We start from the raw sequence: 17250 nt of genomic DNA on the forward strand, positions 1-17250 counted from the left end.
AGTCACTCAAATTATTACGGATTGGCCTGAGCCTCTTGGCGCGCTTTAGTCACCACGCTGGATGACACTGGCGGAGCGGCATTTCCCCAACTGTTGCGGACGAATGTCATTACTGCAGCCGCATCTTTGTCACTTAAACGCCAGGCAAATGCAGGCATTGCTGGGCCTGTAGGTGCCGCATCGGTTGAGACAGCTTTCGCGCCGCGTAAAATCACGCGCGTCAAAGTGGCAGGATCATCGGCCAGAACAGAACCGCTGCCCTTTAGTGAAGGGAACATTTTTGCTACACCTTCACCATTTGCCATGTGACACGCTGAGCAGTTGACGGCGTATACCTGCTGGCCAAGCTTCATCGCTTCATCATCTGGACTCACCGGCTTGGGCGGTTTTATATCGGCTTTTTGGCTGAGCAAATAGATGGCTATCGCACGTAAATCATCGCTTTGCATATGCTGCGTTGAATTAGTTATCACTTCGGCCATAGGACCTGACGCCGCTGCAAACTGGTTCCTGCCGGTTCTGAGATATTCGACGATGTCTTCAGCCTTCCAGTTGCCGATGCCCTGATATTTATCGCCTGTGATGGTTGGCGCAACCCATCCCTGAAGGGTGTAACCCCGAAGATGTCCATCACTGGTATCTCCACCCAGGAAGTTCTTGCTGTTATGGCATGTCGAGCAGTGCGCCAGACCTTCAGCTAGATACGCTCCACGATTCCATTCCGCACTCTGAGTTGGATCCGGTTTAAACTCTCCTTTCTTGAAGAAAAGCAAGTTCCAGCCCATCAGGCTTTCCCGAATATTGAACGGGAATGGCAGCTGATTTGACTCAACCTTGTTGTGCACCGGTTCTAAAGTATTGAGATACGCTCTGATTGCCAGCAGGTCGGGCTTTGAAACTTTGGTGTAGGCCGTGTAAGGAAACGCACCGTAAAGATATTCACCGTTATGTCCAATCCCTTCCTGCATCGCACGCAGGAACTGGTCATCTGTCCAGGCGCCAATGCCGGTTTCACGATCTGGCGTTAGATTAGGTGCAATGAGATTGCCAAATGGGGTTTCAATCGCCTTTCCCCCTGACATCGGTTTAGCCCCTTCTGGCGTATGACACGCCGTACAATCGCCAACCGTGGCGAGATAGCGCCCCTTTTCAATGTCTGGGAAGAAGGTATTGGCCGCATAGCTGACGTTCGTCCCACTCAAAACAGCAAATAGAGTGGCAGTTATTATCGGTTTAACGGTTTTCATTATGCCTGCACCAATGGACCGGGTTGCTTGAGATACTGTTTGACGATGGCATCTGCTGCCCAATAGGCTAGTGCGCCAACGGTTGCGGTTGGGTTATATCCCGCGTTTTGCGGAAACGCTGACCCACCAATGACAAACAAATTGGGCACATCCCAGGATTGCAGGTATTTATTCACGACGCTGTCTTTGGGCGACTCTCCCATAATCGCTCCGCCCGTATTATGCGTACTTTGGAAAGGAACGATATTGTAAGGCCCTTGTGGCACGTGCATAACGGTCTGGCTGGCACCCATGGCTTTCGCAACATCCAGCGCCTTATTGGTAACGTAAGCAGACATCTTCAAGTCATTTTCTGGGAAGTCGAACGTTAGGCGCATCATGCTACGGCCATGACGGTCTTTATAAGTAGGATCGAGATCGAGGTAGTTTGACCGCGTGGGGTAAGAACTTCCCTGCGTCCTGACCACCGTCGTGCTCAGGTAGTGTTGTTTGGTCGCTTTTTTCCATTCACGGCCCCATTTGGGCGTACCTGGCGGCGTCATACGATTGGTAATTGGCCATCCACTGGTGACATTCGACATGATGCAAGCGCCACCAAAAAAGCCCAATCCATTATGGTCAAAGTTGTCACCGTTGTATTCATCGACACCCTGACCAACACCACCACCGGAAATAAACGGATTGAAGTTTTTATCTTCAAAAAATAGCTGAATACTGGAGTTGGTTTGGTAGGCGTAATTTTTACCAATCAGCCCTTTACCGGTTTTAGGATCGTAAGGTTCGCCAATCCCAGAGGCAAACAGCAAGCGTACATTTGGTATGGTAAACGCAGTCAGGATCACCAGATCAGCTGGCTGCTCGTAGCGTTGCCCACTGGCATCAATATAAACCACGCCAGTAGCAACTTTTCCGCTTTCATCCATCACAACATGCAGAACTTCAGATTGAACCTGAGCCGTAAAGTTGGAGTAACGCATAAGCGCAGGGATGATGTTGGTCTGTGGGGTTGATTTGGAGTAATTGGCACATCCGCAACGCGAGCAGTATCCACAGTAAGTGCAAGGTGCCATCGTTACACCATAGGTATTGCTGTAAACACCCGACGCATTCGCGCTTGGCGTCGGGAAAGGCTTCATACCTATTTTTCGGGCTGACTCAGCAAACAGCTTTGCCGCAAAGGTCATCTTCATTGGCGGTAAAGGAAAATCTTCTGAGCGATTACCTTCAAAAGGATTTCCACCTTCCTGAACCTTTCCGTTTATCACGCCGCCTTTACCACCAATACCAGCCATGCGCTCAAATTTGGTGTAGTAAGGTTCCAGTTCGTCATAGGTAATACCCCAGTCCTTAATCAAAAGGTCATCTGGAATCGCCTTTTCACCATAACGACGGGTTAAATGAGATCGTAATTCAAAGTCAGTCGGGTTGTAGCGCCAGGTCAAACCGCTCCAGTGCGCTCCCGAGCCACCTAGACCTGTCCCCAGCAAGAAGGAGCCATATTCCCGTATGGGGAGCGCAGTCTGGTGAGACGCATTGCGGAAGGTATAAGTATCTTCTGCAGCGGTGATCATCAACTCTTGCTGCACTACATAACGCAGTTCGTCCTGTACGTAGCCAACGTTGAAGTCATCAGCGGTATCACGCCAGGGACCACGTTCAAACGCAATGACATCCAGTCCTGTTTTGGCAAGTTCGATTGCCATGATCGAACCCGCCCAGCCAAGACCTACAATGGCAATATCTTTTTTAGGTAGCTTTTTGATTTCAGTATTCATTTAGGACTCGGGCGTGTAACCGTAGATGCTAACGGGAGGATGTGGATAGGTTTCGTTATGGCGTTCGATCCAATCGAGGTAGTCGTATTTCGCGCCGGGATAACCAATCATTTTCCATCCCACCATGTCGCGGTTGCCGCCATAGACGGGATCGGCAAAAAAGCCTTCCATGGTGCGTGCCAGCAAGGTTTTGAAGAAATCTTTGCTACTGACTTCGCCCAGCAGAACGATCTTGCCAGCCTCAAGCAAATGAAGAGCAGCCTCACGTGCATCTTCAGTCAGCTCGTTGAATGCTTTTTTATATTCTTTAATGCAAAAGTTATTAAATGCTGTCAGACCGCGGCGAAACTCCTCAGCGGGCGTTAGAGGCGATTGCCTGCCTTGAGATGCAAGAGGTGATGCACCATAAGGTCCATTCATATAAAGACGAGAACCCTGACCAAATCGCCCTGCCATTTGGCGGTCAATAAACAGCGTACATCCCGCCTCTTTACCGCTTGGACTCAGCTCATCGGCTGGGATCAGCGTTTCGACCAACGCATCTACAATAACTCTCTCTTTTGGCGTAAAAAACTCCCACTGCAGGGGATCGATTTTTGGCGGTGGCGATGCCTCATCCGCTGTCCACGGAGTACCTGTACCACCGCTGATTGTTGCTGCTGTAGCTAGGGGGGAACTGAGTGCAATAAGCGATCCTGCGCCGAGGAAACGTCTTCTGCTCAGTCCTGTTTTTTGATCTGACATTGAATGAATCTCACATCTCAGTGATGAAGTAAAAATAAATGGCGAGGGCTTAATTTATTTGCATTTTTGTTTACTTAAATGCAGATTGGTAGTTTTTTTATGTATGTAATTGTAAAAGTGGTTTAACTACGATTTAACGAATTTTAAGGGGGTAGAAGGGAGCTGTAGGAGATAAAGGAGTGAAAATGAGAGGAATCATTTAATCATGCAGCTTTTAGCAGGTGGCCATTAAGCAGCGTGGATTTATAAAATATGAAATGATCTAAAATCATCAATGTAAACATGTAGTTAAGCGCACATAAAACTGCATTTTATAATTGCATTTAATACAATTCAAATGCAATAATATTGTTAAATTTTGTACTTCTTCCTGCATTTTTTAGGGCTTTCTTCATGAAAATAAGCGCTCTTACGGAAAGGCTTTCGCAAAAAATAATCACGATGATCGACAGTGGCGGATTGTCGCCGGGTGCACACCTAAGTGTACCCAAGTTGGCTGAAACATTTGATGTTTCACGTTCACCCGTGCGTGAGGCCCTGGTTTACCTTGAACACAAAGGCATTCTTCAGCAGCAGCATAACCGTGGTTTCTTTGTAAAGCAGGATTATGCGCCTCAGACTCAGAGCTCACATGAAAGTGAAGTGGATAACGATCTTCCTGAATACTATCAATTAGCGGAAGACTGGCTGCAGGATAAAATCGAATCTGAAGTAAACGAACTTTATTTACTTAAGCGTTATAACCTTTCGAAGACTCAGCTCACGACCATTCTGGCGCGCGGTATCAGTGAGGGATGGGTTGAACGTAAACAGGGTTATGGCTGGCGTTTTCTTCCCGTTGCCAAGACCAAAGCCGCGCTAGAGCATATTTTCAGCTTCCGCATGGTGATTGAACCAATGGCAATTTTGGAATCCACCTTCAAAGCCCCGCAGAGCAAAATCGATGAGATTAAGCGCGAGTTGGAGATGCTATTAGAGAGCGGCATTCAGCGTTTATCGCCTACTCAGCTCCAGTTAGCGGGTTACCGCTTTCATGAGACTGTCATCAGTTTTTCTAACAACCCATTTTTTGAGATATCACTGCGCAACGTCAACCGCATGCGCCGTTTAATGGATTACCGCATTATGGATGACCGCAGCCGCTACTACGCTGAAGTTAAAGATCATATGCACTTGCTGTCATTAATTGAGGCAGGGCAACTGATCGAAGCATCATATATGATGAAGCAGCACCTCGCTGTCGCGCTAGATAACAAAAAACAACGTAGTATCGGAGTATAAAAAAATGGCCCAAATGGGCCATTTTTTCATCAGCGCCATTAACCGCCAGGCGAGTAAAGTGGATAAAGACCCAATAGCAAACCCGATGCCAGGAAGATCATGCAGAGCAGGAAAGCCCATTTGAAGGTGTATTTCTGATGGTCGCTGAATTCTACTCCGGCTAATCCGACCAACAGATAGGTTGATGCCACTAACGGACTCAGTAAGTGGATTGGCTGCCCAACCAACGATGCACGACCAATTTCGACCGGATCAATGCCATACACTTTCGCTGCTTCTGCCAGAACCGGCAGTACACCGTAATAGAAGGCATCATTCGACATAAAGAAGGTGCCAGGCAAGCTGATCAATGCCGTAATCGGTGCCAGATAAGGGCCCCATGAATCGGGTAACACATCCAGCAGAGATGCCGACATTGCGGTGACCATTCCAGTACCCGAGAGGATACCGGCGAAAATACCCGCAGCCAGGAAGATAGATGTCTGGTTCAGCGCAGCAGGCGCATGCGCTGCAATACGCTGACGCTGGGCATCAATGTGCGGATAGTTGATCAACAACGCCAGAGCAAATGCCACCATGAACAGCACCGACAGGGGCAGCAACTCCATCACCAGCGATCCCATCAGTAACAGTGTCAGACCCGCGTTAAGCCAGAACAGTTTTGGACGACGCAGCTCCTCATTGACTTCATTGATTGCCGGCAGATAGCTTTCTGCATCGTCTTCAGTGACTGATCCATAACCATTGGTATTGATACTCAGCTTACCTAAACGACGGCGTTCACGAATACCGATATACCAAGACAGCACCAATACTCCGACAAAACCGCAAACCATAGTTGGAATCAGCGGAATAAACAGATCGCTGGATTCAACTTTCAAGGATGCCGCAACGCGAGCCAGTGGACCGCCCCATGGCAGCAAGTTAGTAATACTTCCGGAGAGGAAGACTACGCAAGTCAGCGCCAGTGGGTCCAGACGAATACGTTTAAACAAGGGCAGCATTGCCGTTACGCAGATCATATAGGTCGTTGATCCATCACCATCAAGTGACACCATCGCCGCCAGAATCGCGCTGCACATAACCGCTTTAACCGGGTCACCATTAATAATCCGTAAAAAGAAGCGAATAATCGGATCAAATAAACCGGTATCAAACATGGTGCTGAAGTAGAGAATGGCAAAAATAACCATGATGGCAGTCGGAGCGACTTTTTTAAGCCCCTCAATCATCATCTCGCCCATCTCTCCGCCGAATCCGGCAATCAGAGCAAATATTATTGGAATAATGATCAGTGCGACGAGTGCAGAAAGTTTTTTGGTCATGATGAGGATCATAAAGACCACAATCATGCCATATCCCAGAAGCGAGAGCATAAGAGCCTCCAACGCATATTATTGCTAATATGCGCGATAATTAATTTGACGGAAATTTTGAGCAGGACGTTCTGTTAATTTATTAGCCCATATGCAGGCCGCCATTAACAGAGAAATCAGCACCCGTGGCAAATCCTGATTCGTCAGATGCCAGCCAGGAGCATATAGAGGCGATTTCCTGCGGAGAGCCCAGGCGACGCACTGGAATTTCCTGAACAATCTTATCAATAACCTGCACCGGCGTGACTGTTTTCAGTTTTGACGTAGCCAGATAGCCCGGCGATACCGTATTAACTGTTACTCCGCGTGCCGAAACTTCACGTGCCAGGGCGCGAGTAAAACCCCGTACGGCAGATTTTGCCGTAGAGTAGTTAACCTGACCTGTTTGACCAATTTGCGCGTTGACTGAAGAAATATTGATAATACGTCCCCATCCACGCGACATCATGCCATCCACAACTTGTTTAGTGACGTTGAATAATGAGTTCATATTGGTGTTAATAACGGCCTGCCACTCCTGTGGCTGCATATCACGAAATAATACATTCCGTGCCGTACCGGCATTATTAACCAGCACGTCTATCTCACCGATTTCAGCTTTTATTTTGGCAAACGCTTTAACCGTTGATTCCCAATCAGCCACGTTTCCTTCTGATGCGATAAAATCAAATCCCATCTTTTTATTGTCATCAAGCCAGGCGGTTTTACGTTGAGAATTGGGACCGCATCCTGCAATCACTTTAAAACCATCCTTCGCCAGTCGACGGCAAATAGCGGTTCCGAGGCTTCCCATCCCGGATGTAACATACGCAATACGTTGGGTCATAACCCTTCTCCCAGATGCATTTATGTAACAGTTTTCACGACTTGTTAACAGTAAGCTATCTGCGGTTTTTTTTAGCAATCGCGAGCCGTTGAAATTGTGACCACGATCGTCAATCTTCTGCATTTAAACCCATTCAAATGCAATAACATAAAATTGCAGTGCAGTTTTAAGCCGCCTAAAAACACCGACGCATAACGTAAAAACCCCTTTATAGTTAGTTTAAAAAGCTTGATAACCACAAAAGCGTGATATCAATCACAAGTCAATTTATGCACTTGTGTTTAAATAAATGCATATTGGTATGGCGGGGTTGTAAATGAATAAGTTTGCCTATGTAGGTTGCCGTACGTCCGAGTGGCGTGGCGCACGTGGAAAAGGAATTGAAGTATTTCGCATTGATGAGTCAGGGAACTGGCATCACGTACAACGTGTTACCTCTGTTCAGGAAAATCCGTCCTGGCTCACACTAGATGAAAATAGAAATCGGCTGTACGTGCTGCATGGGGATGGCAATCAGGTAGCTATTTTTGCGCGTGATCCTAACTCTGGCATGCTGACTTTGTTATCTGAACAAACAACGGGCCCACAGAATCCACATCCCGATCTTGATCCACTGCGGCGCAATAACCCGGTGCATGCTGCTCTCTCACCGGATGGCCGCCATCTGCTGATTGCTAACCATGAAGGCGGCAATGTAGCAGCATTAGCGTTCGCTGATGATGACGCGCTACTGCCTCCTCACCACCTGGCGATGGTGGAAGGCCACGCTGATGAGGATGGCGCTGCGGCCAGCCTGTCACGTCCGCATGAAATTATTTTTGCGCCAGATAGCGATTATTACGCTCTGCCCATCCAGGGCAGACAGGCCGGGAACGGCATTGATATGGTGCGTATTTATCACTGGCGAGATGGACAATCACTACTCAATGATGAAGTGCTGTTGCCGTCTGGGAGCTGGCCGCGTCATGTTGATTTCCATCCACAGGGGAAGTGGCTTTATGGCCTGAGTGAACTCGGGAATACGATTACCGTTTACGATTTTGAACAAGAGACGGGAAACATTGCGCTCAAGCAAACGCTGAGCAGCCTACCGGAAGGATTTGAAACACGTAACGACGCCAGTGAAATCGAAGTGCATCCGTCTGGGCGCTTCTTATATGCCGCCAATCGTGGTCATAACAGTATTGCGATTATGCACATAAATCCTGATGATGGCTGTTTAAAGCCGGTGGGATGGGTGTTTTGCGGTGGTAAAACGCCGCGTTTTACAACGCTCTCTGCAGATGGGCTCTATTTTTACAGCGCTAACGAGGACTCTGATTCTATTCGCATTTTCAGCGTTGATCAGGACTCGGGTATGCTTAAAGACACAGGTAAAGAGGTATTCACTGCCAGCCCTACCTGCATTGTATTTTCCGATTAACTCAGCGCTTGAGGTCAGCATTAATGAGACTGGCCTCAAGCAGCGCCCCCTCTTCGGCACCCGTTGCACGTTTCAATGGCGTGACATTTTCGATAAACGCTTTCACCGAGGGTGAAGATAGGGCATATCCCTTCACACCAACATACAACTCACGTTTCGCCCATGGCTCGACGAGGGGAATACAGCGCACAGCATCATGATTAGCCACCTGAGCGATTTCATTAACTGGCAAGATGGCTATTCCCAACTGTTGCGCAACCAGTTCGGCCATAGAGACGAAACTGCTGACCCGTAAGCCTATATTCAGCGTTGTACCCAGCTTTCTCGCTTCACGCTCCAGAATGTGGCTCACTGCACTTTCCCGATGTGGCCCAATCATTTTCTCATCGATGCAATCCACTAATTGCAAGGTCGCGCGCTCCGCCAACGGATGCCCCTGCCACACCAAAACGGACAAATAGTCTTGCTGCCATGGCCAGACCTCAATGCCGGAAGCAGGTGTCCAACTGGAAAAGAAACCGACATCCGCGTCCCCCTGCAGCAAGCCCTGCACGACGCCAATGCCGGTGTGTTCTTCAATATCGATATCTGTCTGCGGGTAATGAGCAAGGAACTGACTGATGGCACGCGGCAAATAATGCATCAACGCCGCAGAGATCGTAAAAATGCGAATGTGGCCGCGTACGCCAGCCACGTAATCACTGAGCTCCTCTTCCATTTGGTCGAGATTGCGGAACACCTGGCGCGCGTGGAACAGCAGCGAGTGCCCCGCAGGCGTCAACTCGATGCCGCGCGGCAAGCGTAGCATCAGTGGCGTGCCAATTTGCTGTTCCAGTTCTGTTATGCGCTTACTCACGGCTGAGACGGCCAGATGCTTACGGCGTGCGGCACGCGTAAGATTCTGCTCTTCAGCCACAGCGACAAACAGTGAAAGTGAGACCAGATCGTAGCGCATGAACTTCCCTACTCTTTAAGTGTTTGCTGAATGACAAAGGGCAAAATACCGCCATAGCGCAGATAGCGCAGTTCTTGCTGGGAGTCTATCACTGCCTCAAGATTCAGTGCAGCAATCTGCCTGCCTCCACGGCGGATGTAGAGCATCAGCGGCGTCGCACCCGGCGCGATCATTTCCAGGCCTGTAATATCCAGGACCTCGGTACCATCCATCTCGGGTAATCTGTCCGCTTCATCGGCAATAAAATGCAGCGGAAGAATGCCCATTCCGATCAAATTCGTGCGGTGGATACGTTCGAAACTATTAGCAATGACGGCTTTAACCCCCATCAGTGCCTGCGCTTTAGCAGCCCAGTCACGGCTCGATCCCGCGCCATAGCGCTCGCCCGCCAGCACTACCAGCGGCGTATCTGTTGCATGCCATGTTTGCGCTGCCTCAAAAGCCGGAAGAATTTGCTGATGAGACGCATCCCAGGCATAACCGCCGCCACCGCGCTTATCCGCCGGTAACAAACGGTTGGATAGCGCTTTATTGGTAAAAGCACCGCGTACCATCACCTCATGATTACTGCGTCGCGTAGAGTAAAGATTCAGGTCCTGTGGATCTTCATGATGTTCCAGCAACCATTGACCGGCAAGGCTGCCTGCGGAAATCGCACCTGCAGGCGAAATATGATCGGTAGTCACGTCATCGCCAAACCAGAGGAAGGGTCGGGCATTATTGAGCGACAGCGGTTCGGCAGGGTCACGAGGTAAACGTTCCAGATAGCCCGGCCGACGCAGATAGGTTGAGGTCGATTCCCATGGATAATGCACGCTACCCGGAGCTTCAATTTGCTGCCAGTGCGGGGTTCCCTGCCAGATAAGATCGCGACGCTGGATGTAATGTTCGCGCTTCATCACTCTTGTTACCCAGCGTTCAACTTCTTCACGCGCTGGCATTAAGTCGCGCATGAAAACCGGCTGATGATGCTCATCGTAGCCAAGCGGGTCACTCAGCATGTCATGCTGCATATTTCCGGCAATAGCCCAGGCAATCACCAATGCTGGCGAGGTGAGATAACCATGACCGAGGCTGGGATTAACGCGACGGGGAAAGTTACGGTTACCGGAAAGCACACACACGGCCTGAAGGCCATCACTCACCAGACTTTCCATGGCCGGTTGTAATGCGCCCGAACTGCCAATGCAGGTCATACAGCCATAACCTGCCACATCGAACCCCACCTTTTCCAACTCGCTAAGCAGGCCTGATTCTCCAAGATAATCGGTAACCGCCCGAGATCCGGGTGAAAAGGAGGTTTTAACCCAAGGCTTGGGTTGCAGTCCATACTTTGCCGCATTCCGGGCAAACAATGCCGCCTGAATCACCAGCCAGGGGTTGGCGGTTGTGGTGCAGCTGGTTATGGCCGCGATAGCCACGGCGCCTTGTTGAATCGGTTGTGGGTAATCATCATGCTGCCATTGCAAAGCGCGCTCGCCGGCTTTCAATGTCTCCATAAAACTTTTCGGCGAATCACTGAGCGGAATTTGTTGATGAGGATTATAAGGCCCCGCCACGCTGGGTTCGATGCTACTTAAATCCAGCTCAATGCGTTGTGTGAAGTCAGGCTGACGATCCTCCGGATGACGCCAAAGGTGCTGATGTTGCATATAACTGCGAATAATTTCCTGTTTCTCTTCACTGCGCCCGGTCATGTTGACGTACTCTGCGCTGCGCTGATCAAACGGGAAGAACACCACGGTGGCACCGTATTCCGGGGCCATATTGGCAATGGTGGCGCGCGATTCGAGCGGCATGCTGTGGAGTGCAGGACCGGTGAACTCAACAAATTTGCCGACCACACCGCTTTCACGCAACAGGCGCGTGATGTGCAGAGCCAGATCGCTGTCGCTGACATCCGGCGGCAGTTCACCGGAAACACAAATTCCCACCACGTCCGGGAAGCGTAACGTGACTGGCTCGCCAACCAATGCGGCTTGACCTTCCAGACCACCTACGCCCCACCCCAACACACCAAGTGCATTTATCATCGGCGTATGGCTGTCGGTTGCAATCATGCAATCGGCGTGCAGCAACGGTATGGCTTCACGCTCATCCACCGTGACCACTTCAGCAATGGTTTCAAGGTTCATTAAATGAATAATGCCGGTGCCGGGTGGAATGACGCGGAAGTTATCCAGGCTTTTTTCTGCCCAGCGAATGAAGCGATAGCGCTCAGCGTTACGGCGAAAATCAAACTTGAGGTTATCTTCCAGCGCATCGGCATTAGCGTAACTTTCAACGATGACCGAATGATCGATGGTTAGCACAGCAGGAATGTGTGGATTGATAGCGCGCGGATCGCCGCCTAACTCAGCAGTAAGATCGCGCATAGCAGCAAAGTCAGCCAAAGCCGGTAAACAGGTAGTGTCATGGAACATGAGGCGGTCGGGATAAAACTCAACCTCACCAGGGGAGGACTTTGCAGACAGATAGTTGAGAAATTCAGGCAGCGTTTGCGGTGAGCATCGCGCAACGTTCTCCAGAAGAATGCGAATGCTGTAAGGCAATGTCTGCAGTTGCTCCAGCGGGACGATCTGGGTGAGGTCAATAAAATGATACAGGCGGTTATGGATAACCAGCGATGAGCGTTCCAGCGTTAAGGGCGATGTCATAAAAACCTTCCGTCACAGCAATCTTGTTATGTTCGTCGCTGGATAACGTCTCATGCCCATTAATGAATGAAAATTGAACATTAACCAATGCAGCGTTCTCCAAATGAGAACGCTGCATTAAGTTTAAGACTCGGCAAGATTCCGATTAATAATCTCGCTGATAGCGCCATTTTCCTGCCATTTATTCAGGTAATGACTAATTTCACCATAAAGCTGGTCCTGCGCATGCGGCAAACAAATAGCCTGGAAAATCTGACCGAAATTATCGGGCAGAACGCGAAAACCGCGATTGTTACTGACTGCACTTTCTAAAGGCTGACGGATTCCTGCTGCCATATCGCCTTCTCCATCCAGAAACGCATCGATCGCGGCCTGTGATGAAGCGAGTCGATTGAGCGCAGCATGTTTTAATTCGCGGCTCAGAAACAGATCGTAGGCTGCTCCTTTACCGACATTGATGACCACATCAGGTTTATCCATCTCGGTCACGCTTTGCCAGTTGCTGCTCTCTCTCACCATCACGGTACCTTCGATAGTGATATAAGACTGCGTAAATCGCAGCACCTCTTCACGCTTCGGGTCTATCGCCAAAAAGGCGACGTCCCAGCGATCGTGAGTGGCATCATCGACCACCTTGCCTGCTGTGGGATACGTAATAAATTGCGCGACTCTTCCCTGTTCAGCCGCAATTTTTTGGGCGATCTCCACAGTAATCCCGCCAGGCTGCCCATCGGGCAGCGTTTTGGCCAATACGGCGTTACCTAAATTGATAGCAAAACGTAGTGGGGTTGCGTTATCGGTGGCTGACATGCGGCTCTCCAGAAAAGTCATCATCGTGATCCTGTTTCGGCGTTTCAAAATTCAGACGTTGAATTTTTCCAGCCACAAACAGATAACAGCACAGATTGAGGAAAGCGCAGACGCCGACAAAAATCAAAGCACCATTGAATAAACCGGTATCTTTTATGATGTAGGCAATAATAATTGGCGTAAAGATTCCCGAAATATTGCCAATCATATTGAACAATCCGCCGCTCAGGCCGACCGCCTCTTTCGGTGAGAAGTCTGAGACTACGCACCATCCCATCGCACCAAATCCCTTGCCAAAGAAGGCCAGCGACATAATAGCCACCACAACCCATGCGGAATCGACGTAATTGCAAATAACCATACTCACGGCTAACAGCATGCCGATAACGATCGGTGTTTTACGTGCGGCTGACAGACTGAAACCACGCGCCAGCATGTAATCGGATAACACGCCGCCCAGCAACGCGCCGGCACATCCACATAACGCCGGCAGTGACGCGATAAATCCCGCCTTGAGAATGGTCATACCACGATCGTGCACCAGATAAACCGGGAACCACGTCAGGAAAAAGTAGGAAAGCACCGTAAAGAAGAACTGCCCCATATACACACCCAGCGCCAATCGGCTGGTCAGTAATTTACGGGTATATCCTTTGCCGACGTTATCGCCTTTTTTACTGGCTTTCATGTTGGTCAGACCGCCGCCGGACTGGATATATTCAAGCTCAGCATCGTTGACCAACGGGTGAACTTTAGGCGTATCGGTGAGTACCCGCGTCATCAACAGCGAGACCAGAATACCGACTGCGCCCATAAACCAGAACACCGACTCCCAACCAAACGAATAGGAGAACCAGCCCATCAACGGTAAGAAGACCACTAATGCAAAATACTGTGCTGCAGTAGTGAATCCGGAAGCTTTACCACGCTCTTTCGCCGGGAACCATGCCGCAAGGAATCGAGAGTTAGCGGGTAGCGTTGGTGCTTCAATCAACCCCATCATAAAGATGAAGCCAAACATCAGTACGCGTGTCACCCAAATATTGTCAAAAGAGGTGCTGAAACCCACCAGAAAGACGAACAGTGACCAGGTGAAAACCCCGGTTACCAACACTTTCTTTGAACCGTAACGATCCAGTAACCAACCACCCGGATATTGCCCCAGAACATAGGCCCAGGTGAAGGTTGAGATCAGATAACCGAGCGCCACAATATCCAGCCCGGCAGATTTCACCATATCCGTACCGGCAATTGAGAAGGTCGCTCTATCACCATGATTTAAAGCAATACTGAGAAATACCATCAGCAAAATCATATAACGATAATGCGTAGGTCTGTTCTTTTTAGCAGTGGAGTTCAGAGTAATCATAATATTCGGCCTTGTCTGGCATACGATTAATTAAATCGGTAAAGTTCAGCCGGGTTTTCCACAAATAATTTGTGTCTAACCTGATCGTTATGCGCCCAGTGGTATATTTTCGATAGTATCAATGCATCATCTGGCATATTTTTATTGGCACTTATTAAATTGGGATGTGGCCAGTCACTTCCCCATAAAACACGTTCAGTTGCATCGTGAAGAAAGCGGGTAACCAGAGCTGCCATATCAGACACATCATCACATTGTGACTGATGATAAAGCGCGGAGAGCTTTACCCAGCATTGGCCCTTTTCAATCAGCTCCCAAGCCAGCTTCCAGACTGGATGCGCCATCGGCTCAGGCTGCGGTAAACGAAAGTAGTGGTCGATGACCAGATTTCCGGGTATCTGAAGTAGCGTTGATCGCAACTGCCACAATTGATCCGCAGTGGCGTGGACCTGCACATGCCAGCCACGTTCCGCCACGCGTTGCGCTACGGGAAGCAGCATTTCAGGTGTCGTTGCATTGCCCGCACCAAGATTGAATCGAACCCCCGTTACGCCAGCTTGCTGCAGCGCATCCAGTTCAGCATCACTGACAGTGTCGTCCACCACGGCTTCACCACGTACATGGGTGCCAAAAGCGCGTAATGCATCTGTCAGGCAACGATTATCCGTTCCATAAGAAGAGGGCTGCACCAGAATATGACGAGAGTGTCCCAACCATTTTTTAAACTGGTTGTAATCGTTGACGGTCGCGTTTGGTAAATTACGTGTATCATCCGCAGCATAGGGATAACGCCTGTCAAAAATATGATGATGACAGTCACAGCTATTTTCAGGCAATACGATCTCAGGCGAGTGTGAAATATGGCTATATTTCACATCCGCCAATATATCTCGGCTTTCCACGTTGATGCCTTTTTTTAAAAGAAATCGACTGACTTAATTAATGAGCCATTAATATTTTCAGTTTTGAAACGGCTGCATGCGGACTGCTCAATACCGGACAGTTCACTGCTGACTGAGCCTGCTCCCAGGCAATGGCCATCGAGAAGTGCGCAAGAAGGATGGCATCAGCCTCAGTATGTTCACGAGCAGCCTGAACAATGAGCTGGTTGTGGCGCTCGGCATCACCTTGCTCGAGAGCATCACGCGCCCCTTCAACCAGAACGCTGGTTAACGTGGCGTCACGATAACCTTTACGTACCAGTTCATGAAATTCCGCTTCCATCCCGGCGACGGCGGGAGCAAACGTTGCCAGCATGACGATATGTTTACCCTTAGCTAAAGCCGCTTCAAACATGGCTTCGTTTGGCTTAAGCACCGGCATGGTATTTTTCGCTGCGCTGGCGTCAATCGCTTCACCAAATGCCGAGCAGGTAAACAACACTGCACCAGCATCAATGTTGGCAGCATAGTTCACCAGTGAATCGATCCGTTGAAACAGACGATCGGTCAACATCGTCACCTTACGACGATCCACACTTAACGCGTCATCCAGCAAGTTACTGATTTCAGCCTCTGGCCACTGATCGGCAAAAGCCTGGTTTATCGGCTCAACCGCCAGTGGAGTCGCGTGGATTAAAACAATACGTTGATTCATCTTCGGCTCCATGAAAGCAGGCTGCCGCTAAAGTGCGGCAACCTCATGACGTTTAATCAGGCGCGAATAGAAGCAGCCACTTTGTCAGCAAAGGCTTTAGTACCACATTTGCCACCCAGGTCCGGCGTGCGGGTTTCTGGGTTTTCCAGCACTTCATCAACGGCACGGCTGATCTCTTCCGCCGCTTTCAGGAATTTTGGCTGGTTGTGCTTCTCTGCGTACCATTGCAGCATCATGGCAACCGACAGAATCATCGACACCGGGTTCGCCTTGTCCTGATTCTGAATATCCGGAGCTGATCCATGCTGAGCCTGCGCGCAGCAATGAGTATCACTGGCCATAATTGAACCGGCCAGGCCAAGGCTGCCTGACAATTCACTCGCCAGGTCGCTGATGATGTCACCATAGAAGTTAGTGGCAACCAGTACGTCGAAACGCTCTGGGTTACGCACCAGGTGAGCGGTTGACGCATCAACTAACAGATCGTCCAGCTCAACTTCAGGGAACTCTTTTGCCACGTGACGTACGGCTTCAAGGAACAGGCCATCCGTCATATGGAAGCTGTTAGCTTTATGAATTGCGGTCACTTTTTTACGACGCTGCATCGCCAGCTCGAAGGCTTTGCGAGCAATACGCTCAGAGCAATGACGGGTAATTTTACGGGTAGACAGCGCCATATCCGGGCTTGGCATCACTTCACCCCAGCCGCGAGTCATGTTGCGGTCTGGATAGAACCCTTCCGTCGCTTCACGCATGATCACCAAATCCATGGATTTGCCTTCCTTCATATTAGACGTCAGGAAAGGACGAGTGCGCGCAGGACGGACGTTAGCATAGAGATCCAGACCAATGCGGAAGCCAGCAGAAACGTTACGGCCGCCTTTTTCCGGTGCTGGATAATCCGCGTGGGACTGGGTACCCAGAATAATGCCGTCATACGTTTTGGCGCGGTCGAGTGATTCCTGGCGCAGCGTAGTGCCGTGTAACTCCAGGCTTTTAAAACCTACGTCTTCGTAGTCGAACTCAAAGTTCAGGCCATACGCTTTATCCAGTGACTCCAGCACAGTTACCGCAGCAGAAGTGATCTCAGGGCCGATACCGTCACAAGGCAGAACCAAAATACGCATAAATACTCCAGATGGTTGGTCAGTTTTCGATTGCATTTTTATACCAATAAATGCACTGAAGGCA

14 protein-coding genes are annotated in these 17250 nt (G+C 49.6%); 2 read left to right on the forward strand and 12 right to left on the reverse strand.

What is annotated here, in order from left to right; genetic code table 11:
• Positions 1–14: 14 nt before the first annotated feature.
• Genes AC6I8K_RS22070 through AC6I8K_RS22080 form a run of 3 tightly spaced genes read right to left on the reverse strand, consistent with a single transcriptional unit; the run spans position 15 to position 3766 of the window.
• Positions 15–1247 carry a c-type cytochrome gene (locus AC6I8K_RS22070; protein ID WP_497827606.1) on the reverse strand — a complete coding sequence of 411 codons (1233 nt, stop codon included), beginning with the start codon at positions 1245–1247 and terminating at the stop codon, positions 15–17.
• Entirely contained in the window at positions 1247–3022 is a 1776-nt protein-coding gene (locus tag AC6I8K_RS22075) for a GMC family oxidoreductase (RefSeq protein WP_497827607.1), read from the reverse strand. Before AC6I8K_RS22075 ends, AC6I8K_RS22070 begins: the two co-directional genes overlap by 1 nt.
• Complete coding sequence (locus tag AC6I8K_RS22080; protein ID WP_483818218.1) at positions 3023–3766, reverse strand: gluconate 2-dehydrogenase subunit 3 family protein; 744 nt, start codon at positions 3764–3766, stop codon at positions 3023–3025.
• Positions 3767–4159: 393 nt separating this feature from the next.
• On the opposite strand from AC6I8K_RS22080, the gene AC6I8K_RS22085 reads away from it, so the two are divergent.
• Positions 4160–5047: a GntR family transcriptional regulator gene (locus AC6I8K_RS22085; protein WP_483818217.1), complete on the forward strand. Its 888-nt coding sequence runs from the start codon at positions 4160–4162 to the stop codon at positions 5045–5047.
• Positions 5048–5085: 38 nt separating this feature from the next.
• On the opposite strand, the gene AC6I8K_RS22090 is transcribed toward AC6I8K_RS22085, so the two are convergent.
• Both AC6I8K_RS22090 and phbB read right to left on the reverse strand, forming a co-directional pair.
• Complete coding sequence (locus AC6I8K_RS22090; RefSeq protein ID WP_007886567.1) at positions 5086–6423, reverse strand: CitMHS family transporter; 1338 nt, start codon at positions 6421–6423, stop codon at positions 5086–5088.
• An 82-nt stretch (positions 6424–6505) separates the two neighbouring features.
• A complete protein-coding gene (gene phbB / locus AC6I8K_RS22095) occupies positions 6506–7249 on the reverse strand; it encodes an acetoacetyl-CoA reductase (RefSeq protein ID WP_007886565.1) in 744 nt (247 codons plus the stop codon).
• Positions 7250–7565: 316 nt separating this feature from the next.
• On the opposite strand from phbB, the gene AC6I8K_RS22100 reads away from it, so the two are divergent.
• Positions 7566–8672, forward strand: coding sequence for a lactonase family protein (locus AC6I8K_RS22100; RefSeq protein WP_497827608.1), 1107 nt, complete (start codon positions 7566–7568; stop codon positions 8670–8672).
• A gap of 1 nt (position 8673) precedes the next feature.
• On the opposite strand, the gene AC6I8K_RS22105 is transcribed toward AC6I8K_RS22100, so the two are convergent.
• The 7 genes from AC6I8K_RS22105 to AC6I8K_RS22135 all read right to left on the reverse strand — a co-directional run bounded on the left by AC6I8K_RS22105 (position 8674) and on the right by AC6I8K_RS22135 (position 17186).
• Positions 8674–9627 carry a LysR family transcriptional regulator gene (locus tag AC6I8K_RS22105; RefSeq protein WP_497827609.1) on the reverse strand — a complete coding sequence of 318 codons (954 nt, stop codon included), beginning with the start codon at positions 9625–9627 and terminating at the stop codon, positions 8674–8676.
• Positions 9628–9635: 8 nt separating this feature from the next.
• Positions 9636–12284: an aconitate hydratase gene (locus AC6I8K_RS22110; protein ID WP_497827610.1), complete on the reverse strand. Its 2649-nt coding sequence runs from the start codon at positions 12282–12284 to the stop codon at positions 9636–9638.
• Between the two features lie 123 nt (positions 12285–12407).
• Positions 12408–13118 (reverse strand): transporter substrate-binding domain-containing protein, encoded by a 711-nt coding sequence (locus tag AC6I8K_RS22115; RefSeq protein ID WP_007886559.1) that lies wholly within the window; start codon positions 13116–13118, stop codon positions 12408–12410.
• Positions 13078–14463: an MFS transporter gene (locus tag AC6I8K_RS22120; RefSeq protein ID WP_497827611.1), complete on the reverse strand. Its 1386-nt coding sequence runs from the start codon at positions 14461–14463 to the stop codon at positions 13078–13080. The genes AC6I8K_RS22115 and AC6I8K_RS22120 overlap by 41 nt, the downstream gene beginning before the upstream one ends.
• A gap of 26 nt (positions 14464–14489) precedes the next feature.
• The gene (locus tag AC6I8K_RS22125) at positions 14490–15365 is read right to left on the reverse strand and encodes an amidohydrolase family protein (protein WP_497827612.1); all 876 of its coding nucleotides are present in this window, start codon (positions 15363–15365) and stop codon (positions 14490–14492) included.
• Between the two features lie 37 nt (positions 15366–15402).
• Positions 15403–16059 (reverse strand): aspartate/glutamate racemase family protein, encoded by a 657-nt coding sequence (locus tag AC6I8K_RS22130; RefSeq protein ID WP_007886556.1) that lies wholly within the window; start codon positions 16057–16059, stop codon positions 15403–15405.
• A 56-nt stretch (positions 16060–16115) separates the two neighbouring features.
• Entirely contained in the window at positions 16116–17186 is a 1071-nt protein-coding gene (locus AC6I8K_RS22135) for an isocitrate/isopropylmalate dehydrogenase family protein (RefSeq protein ID WP_007886555.1), read from the reverse strand.
• Positions 17187–17250: the final 64 nt, after the last annotated feature.

The organism is Pantoea sp. X-Soil-ISGK-421 (assembly GCF_059730785.1).

Excerpts from the sequence above, each read along its gene's own strand:
- AC6I8K_RS22070 (WP_497827606.1), bottom strand. The coding sequence starts at position 1,247 with ATGAAAACCGTTAAACCGATAATAACTGCCACTCTATTTGCTGTTTTG.
- AC6I8K_RS22075 (WP_497827607.1), bottom strand. The coding sequence starts at position 3,022 with ATGAATACTGAAATCAAAAAGCTACCTAAAAAAGATATTGCCATTGTA.
- AC6I8K_RS22080 (WP_483818218.1), bottom strand. The coding sequence starts at position 3,766 with ATGTCAGATCAAAAAACAGGACTGAGCAGAAGACGTTTCCTCGGCGCA.
- AC6I8K_RS22085 (WP_483818217.1), top strand. The coding sequence starts at position 4,160 with ATGAAAATAAGCGCTCTTACGGAAAGGCTTTCGCAAAAAATAATCACG.
- AC6I8K_RS22090 (WP_007886567.1), bottom strand. The coding sequence starts at position 6,423 with ATGCTCTCGCTTCTGGGATATGGCATGATTGTGGTCTTTATGATCCTC.
- phbB (WP_007886565.1), bottom strand. The coding sequence starts at position 7,249 with ATGACCCAACGTATTGCGTATGTTACATCCGGGATGGGAAGCCTCGGA.
- AC6I8K_RS22100 (WP_497827608.1), top strand. The coding sequence starts at position 7,566 with ATGAATAAGTTTGCCTATGTAGGTTGCCGTACGTCCGAGTGGCGTGGC.
- AC6I8K_RS22105 (WP_497827609.1), bottom strand. The coding sequence starts at position 9,627 with ATGCGCTACGATCTGGTCTCACTTTCACTGTTTGTCGCTGTGGCTGAA.
- AC6I8K_RS22110 (WP_497827610.1), bottom strand. The coding sequence starts at position 12,284 with ATGACATCGCCCTTAACGCTGGAACGCTCATCGCTGGTTATCCATAAC.
- AC6I8K_RS22115 (WP_007886559.1), bottom strand. The coding sequence starts at position 13,118 with ATGATGACTTTTCTGGAGAGCCGCATGTCAGCCACCGATAACGCAACC.
- AC6I8K_RS22120 (WP_497827611.1), bottom strand. The coding sequence starts at position 14,463 with ATGATTACTCTGAACTCCACTGCTAAAAAGAACAGACCTACGCATTAT.
- AC6I8K_RS22130 (WP_007886556.1), bottom strand. The coding sequence starts at position 16,059 with ATGAATCAACGTATTGTTTTAATCCACGCGACTCCACTGGCGGTTGAG.
- AC6I8K_RS22135 (WP_007886555.1), bottom strand. The coding sequence starts at position 17,186 with ATGCGTATTTTGGTTCTGCCTTGTGACGGTATCGGCCCTGAGATCACT.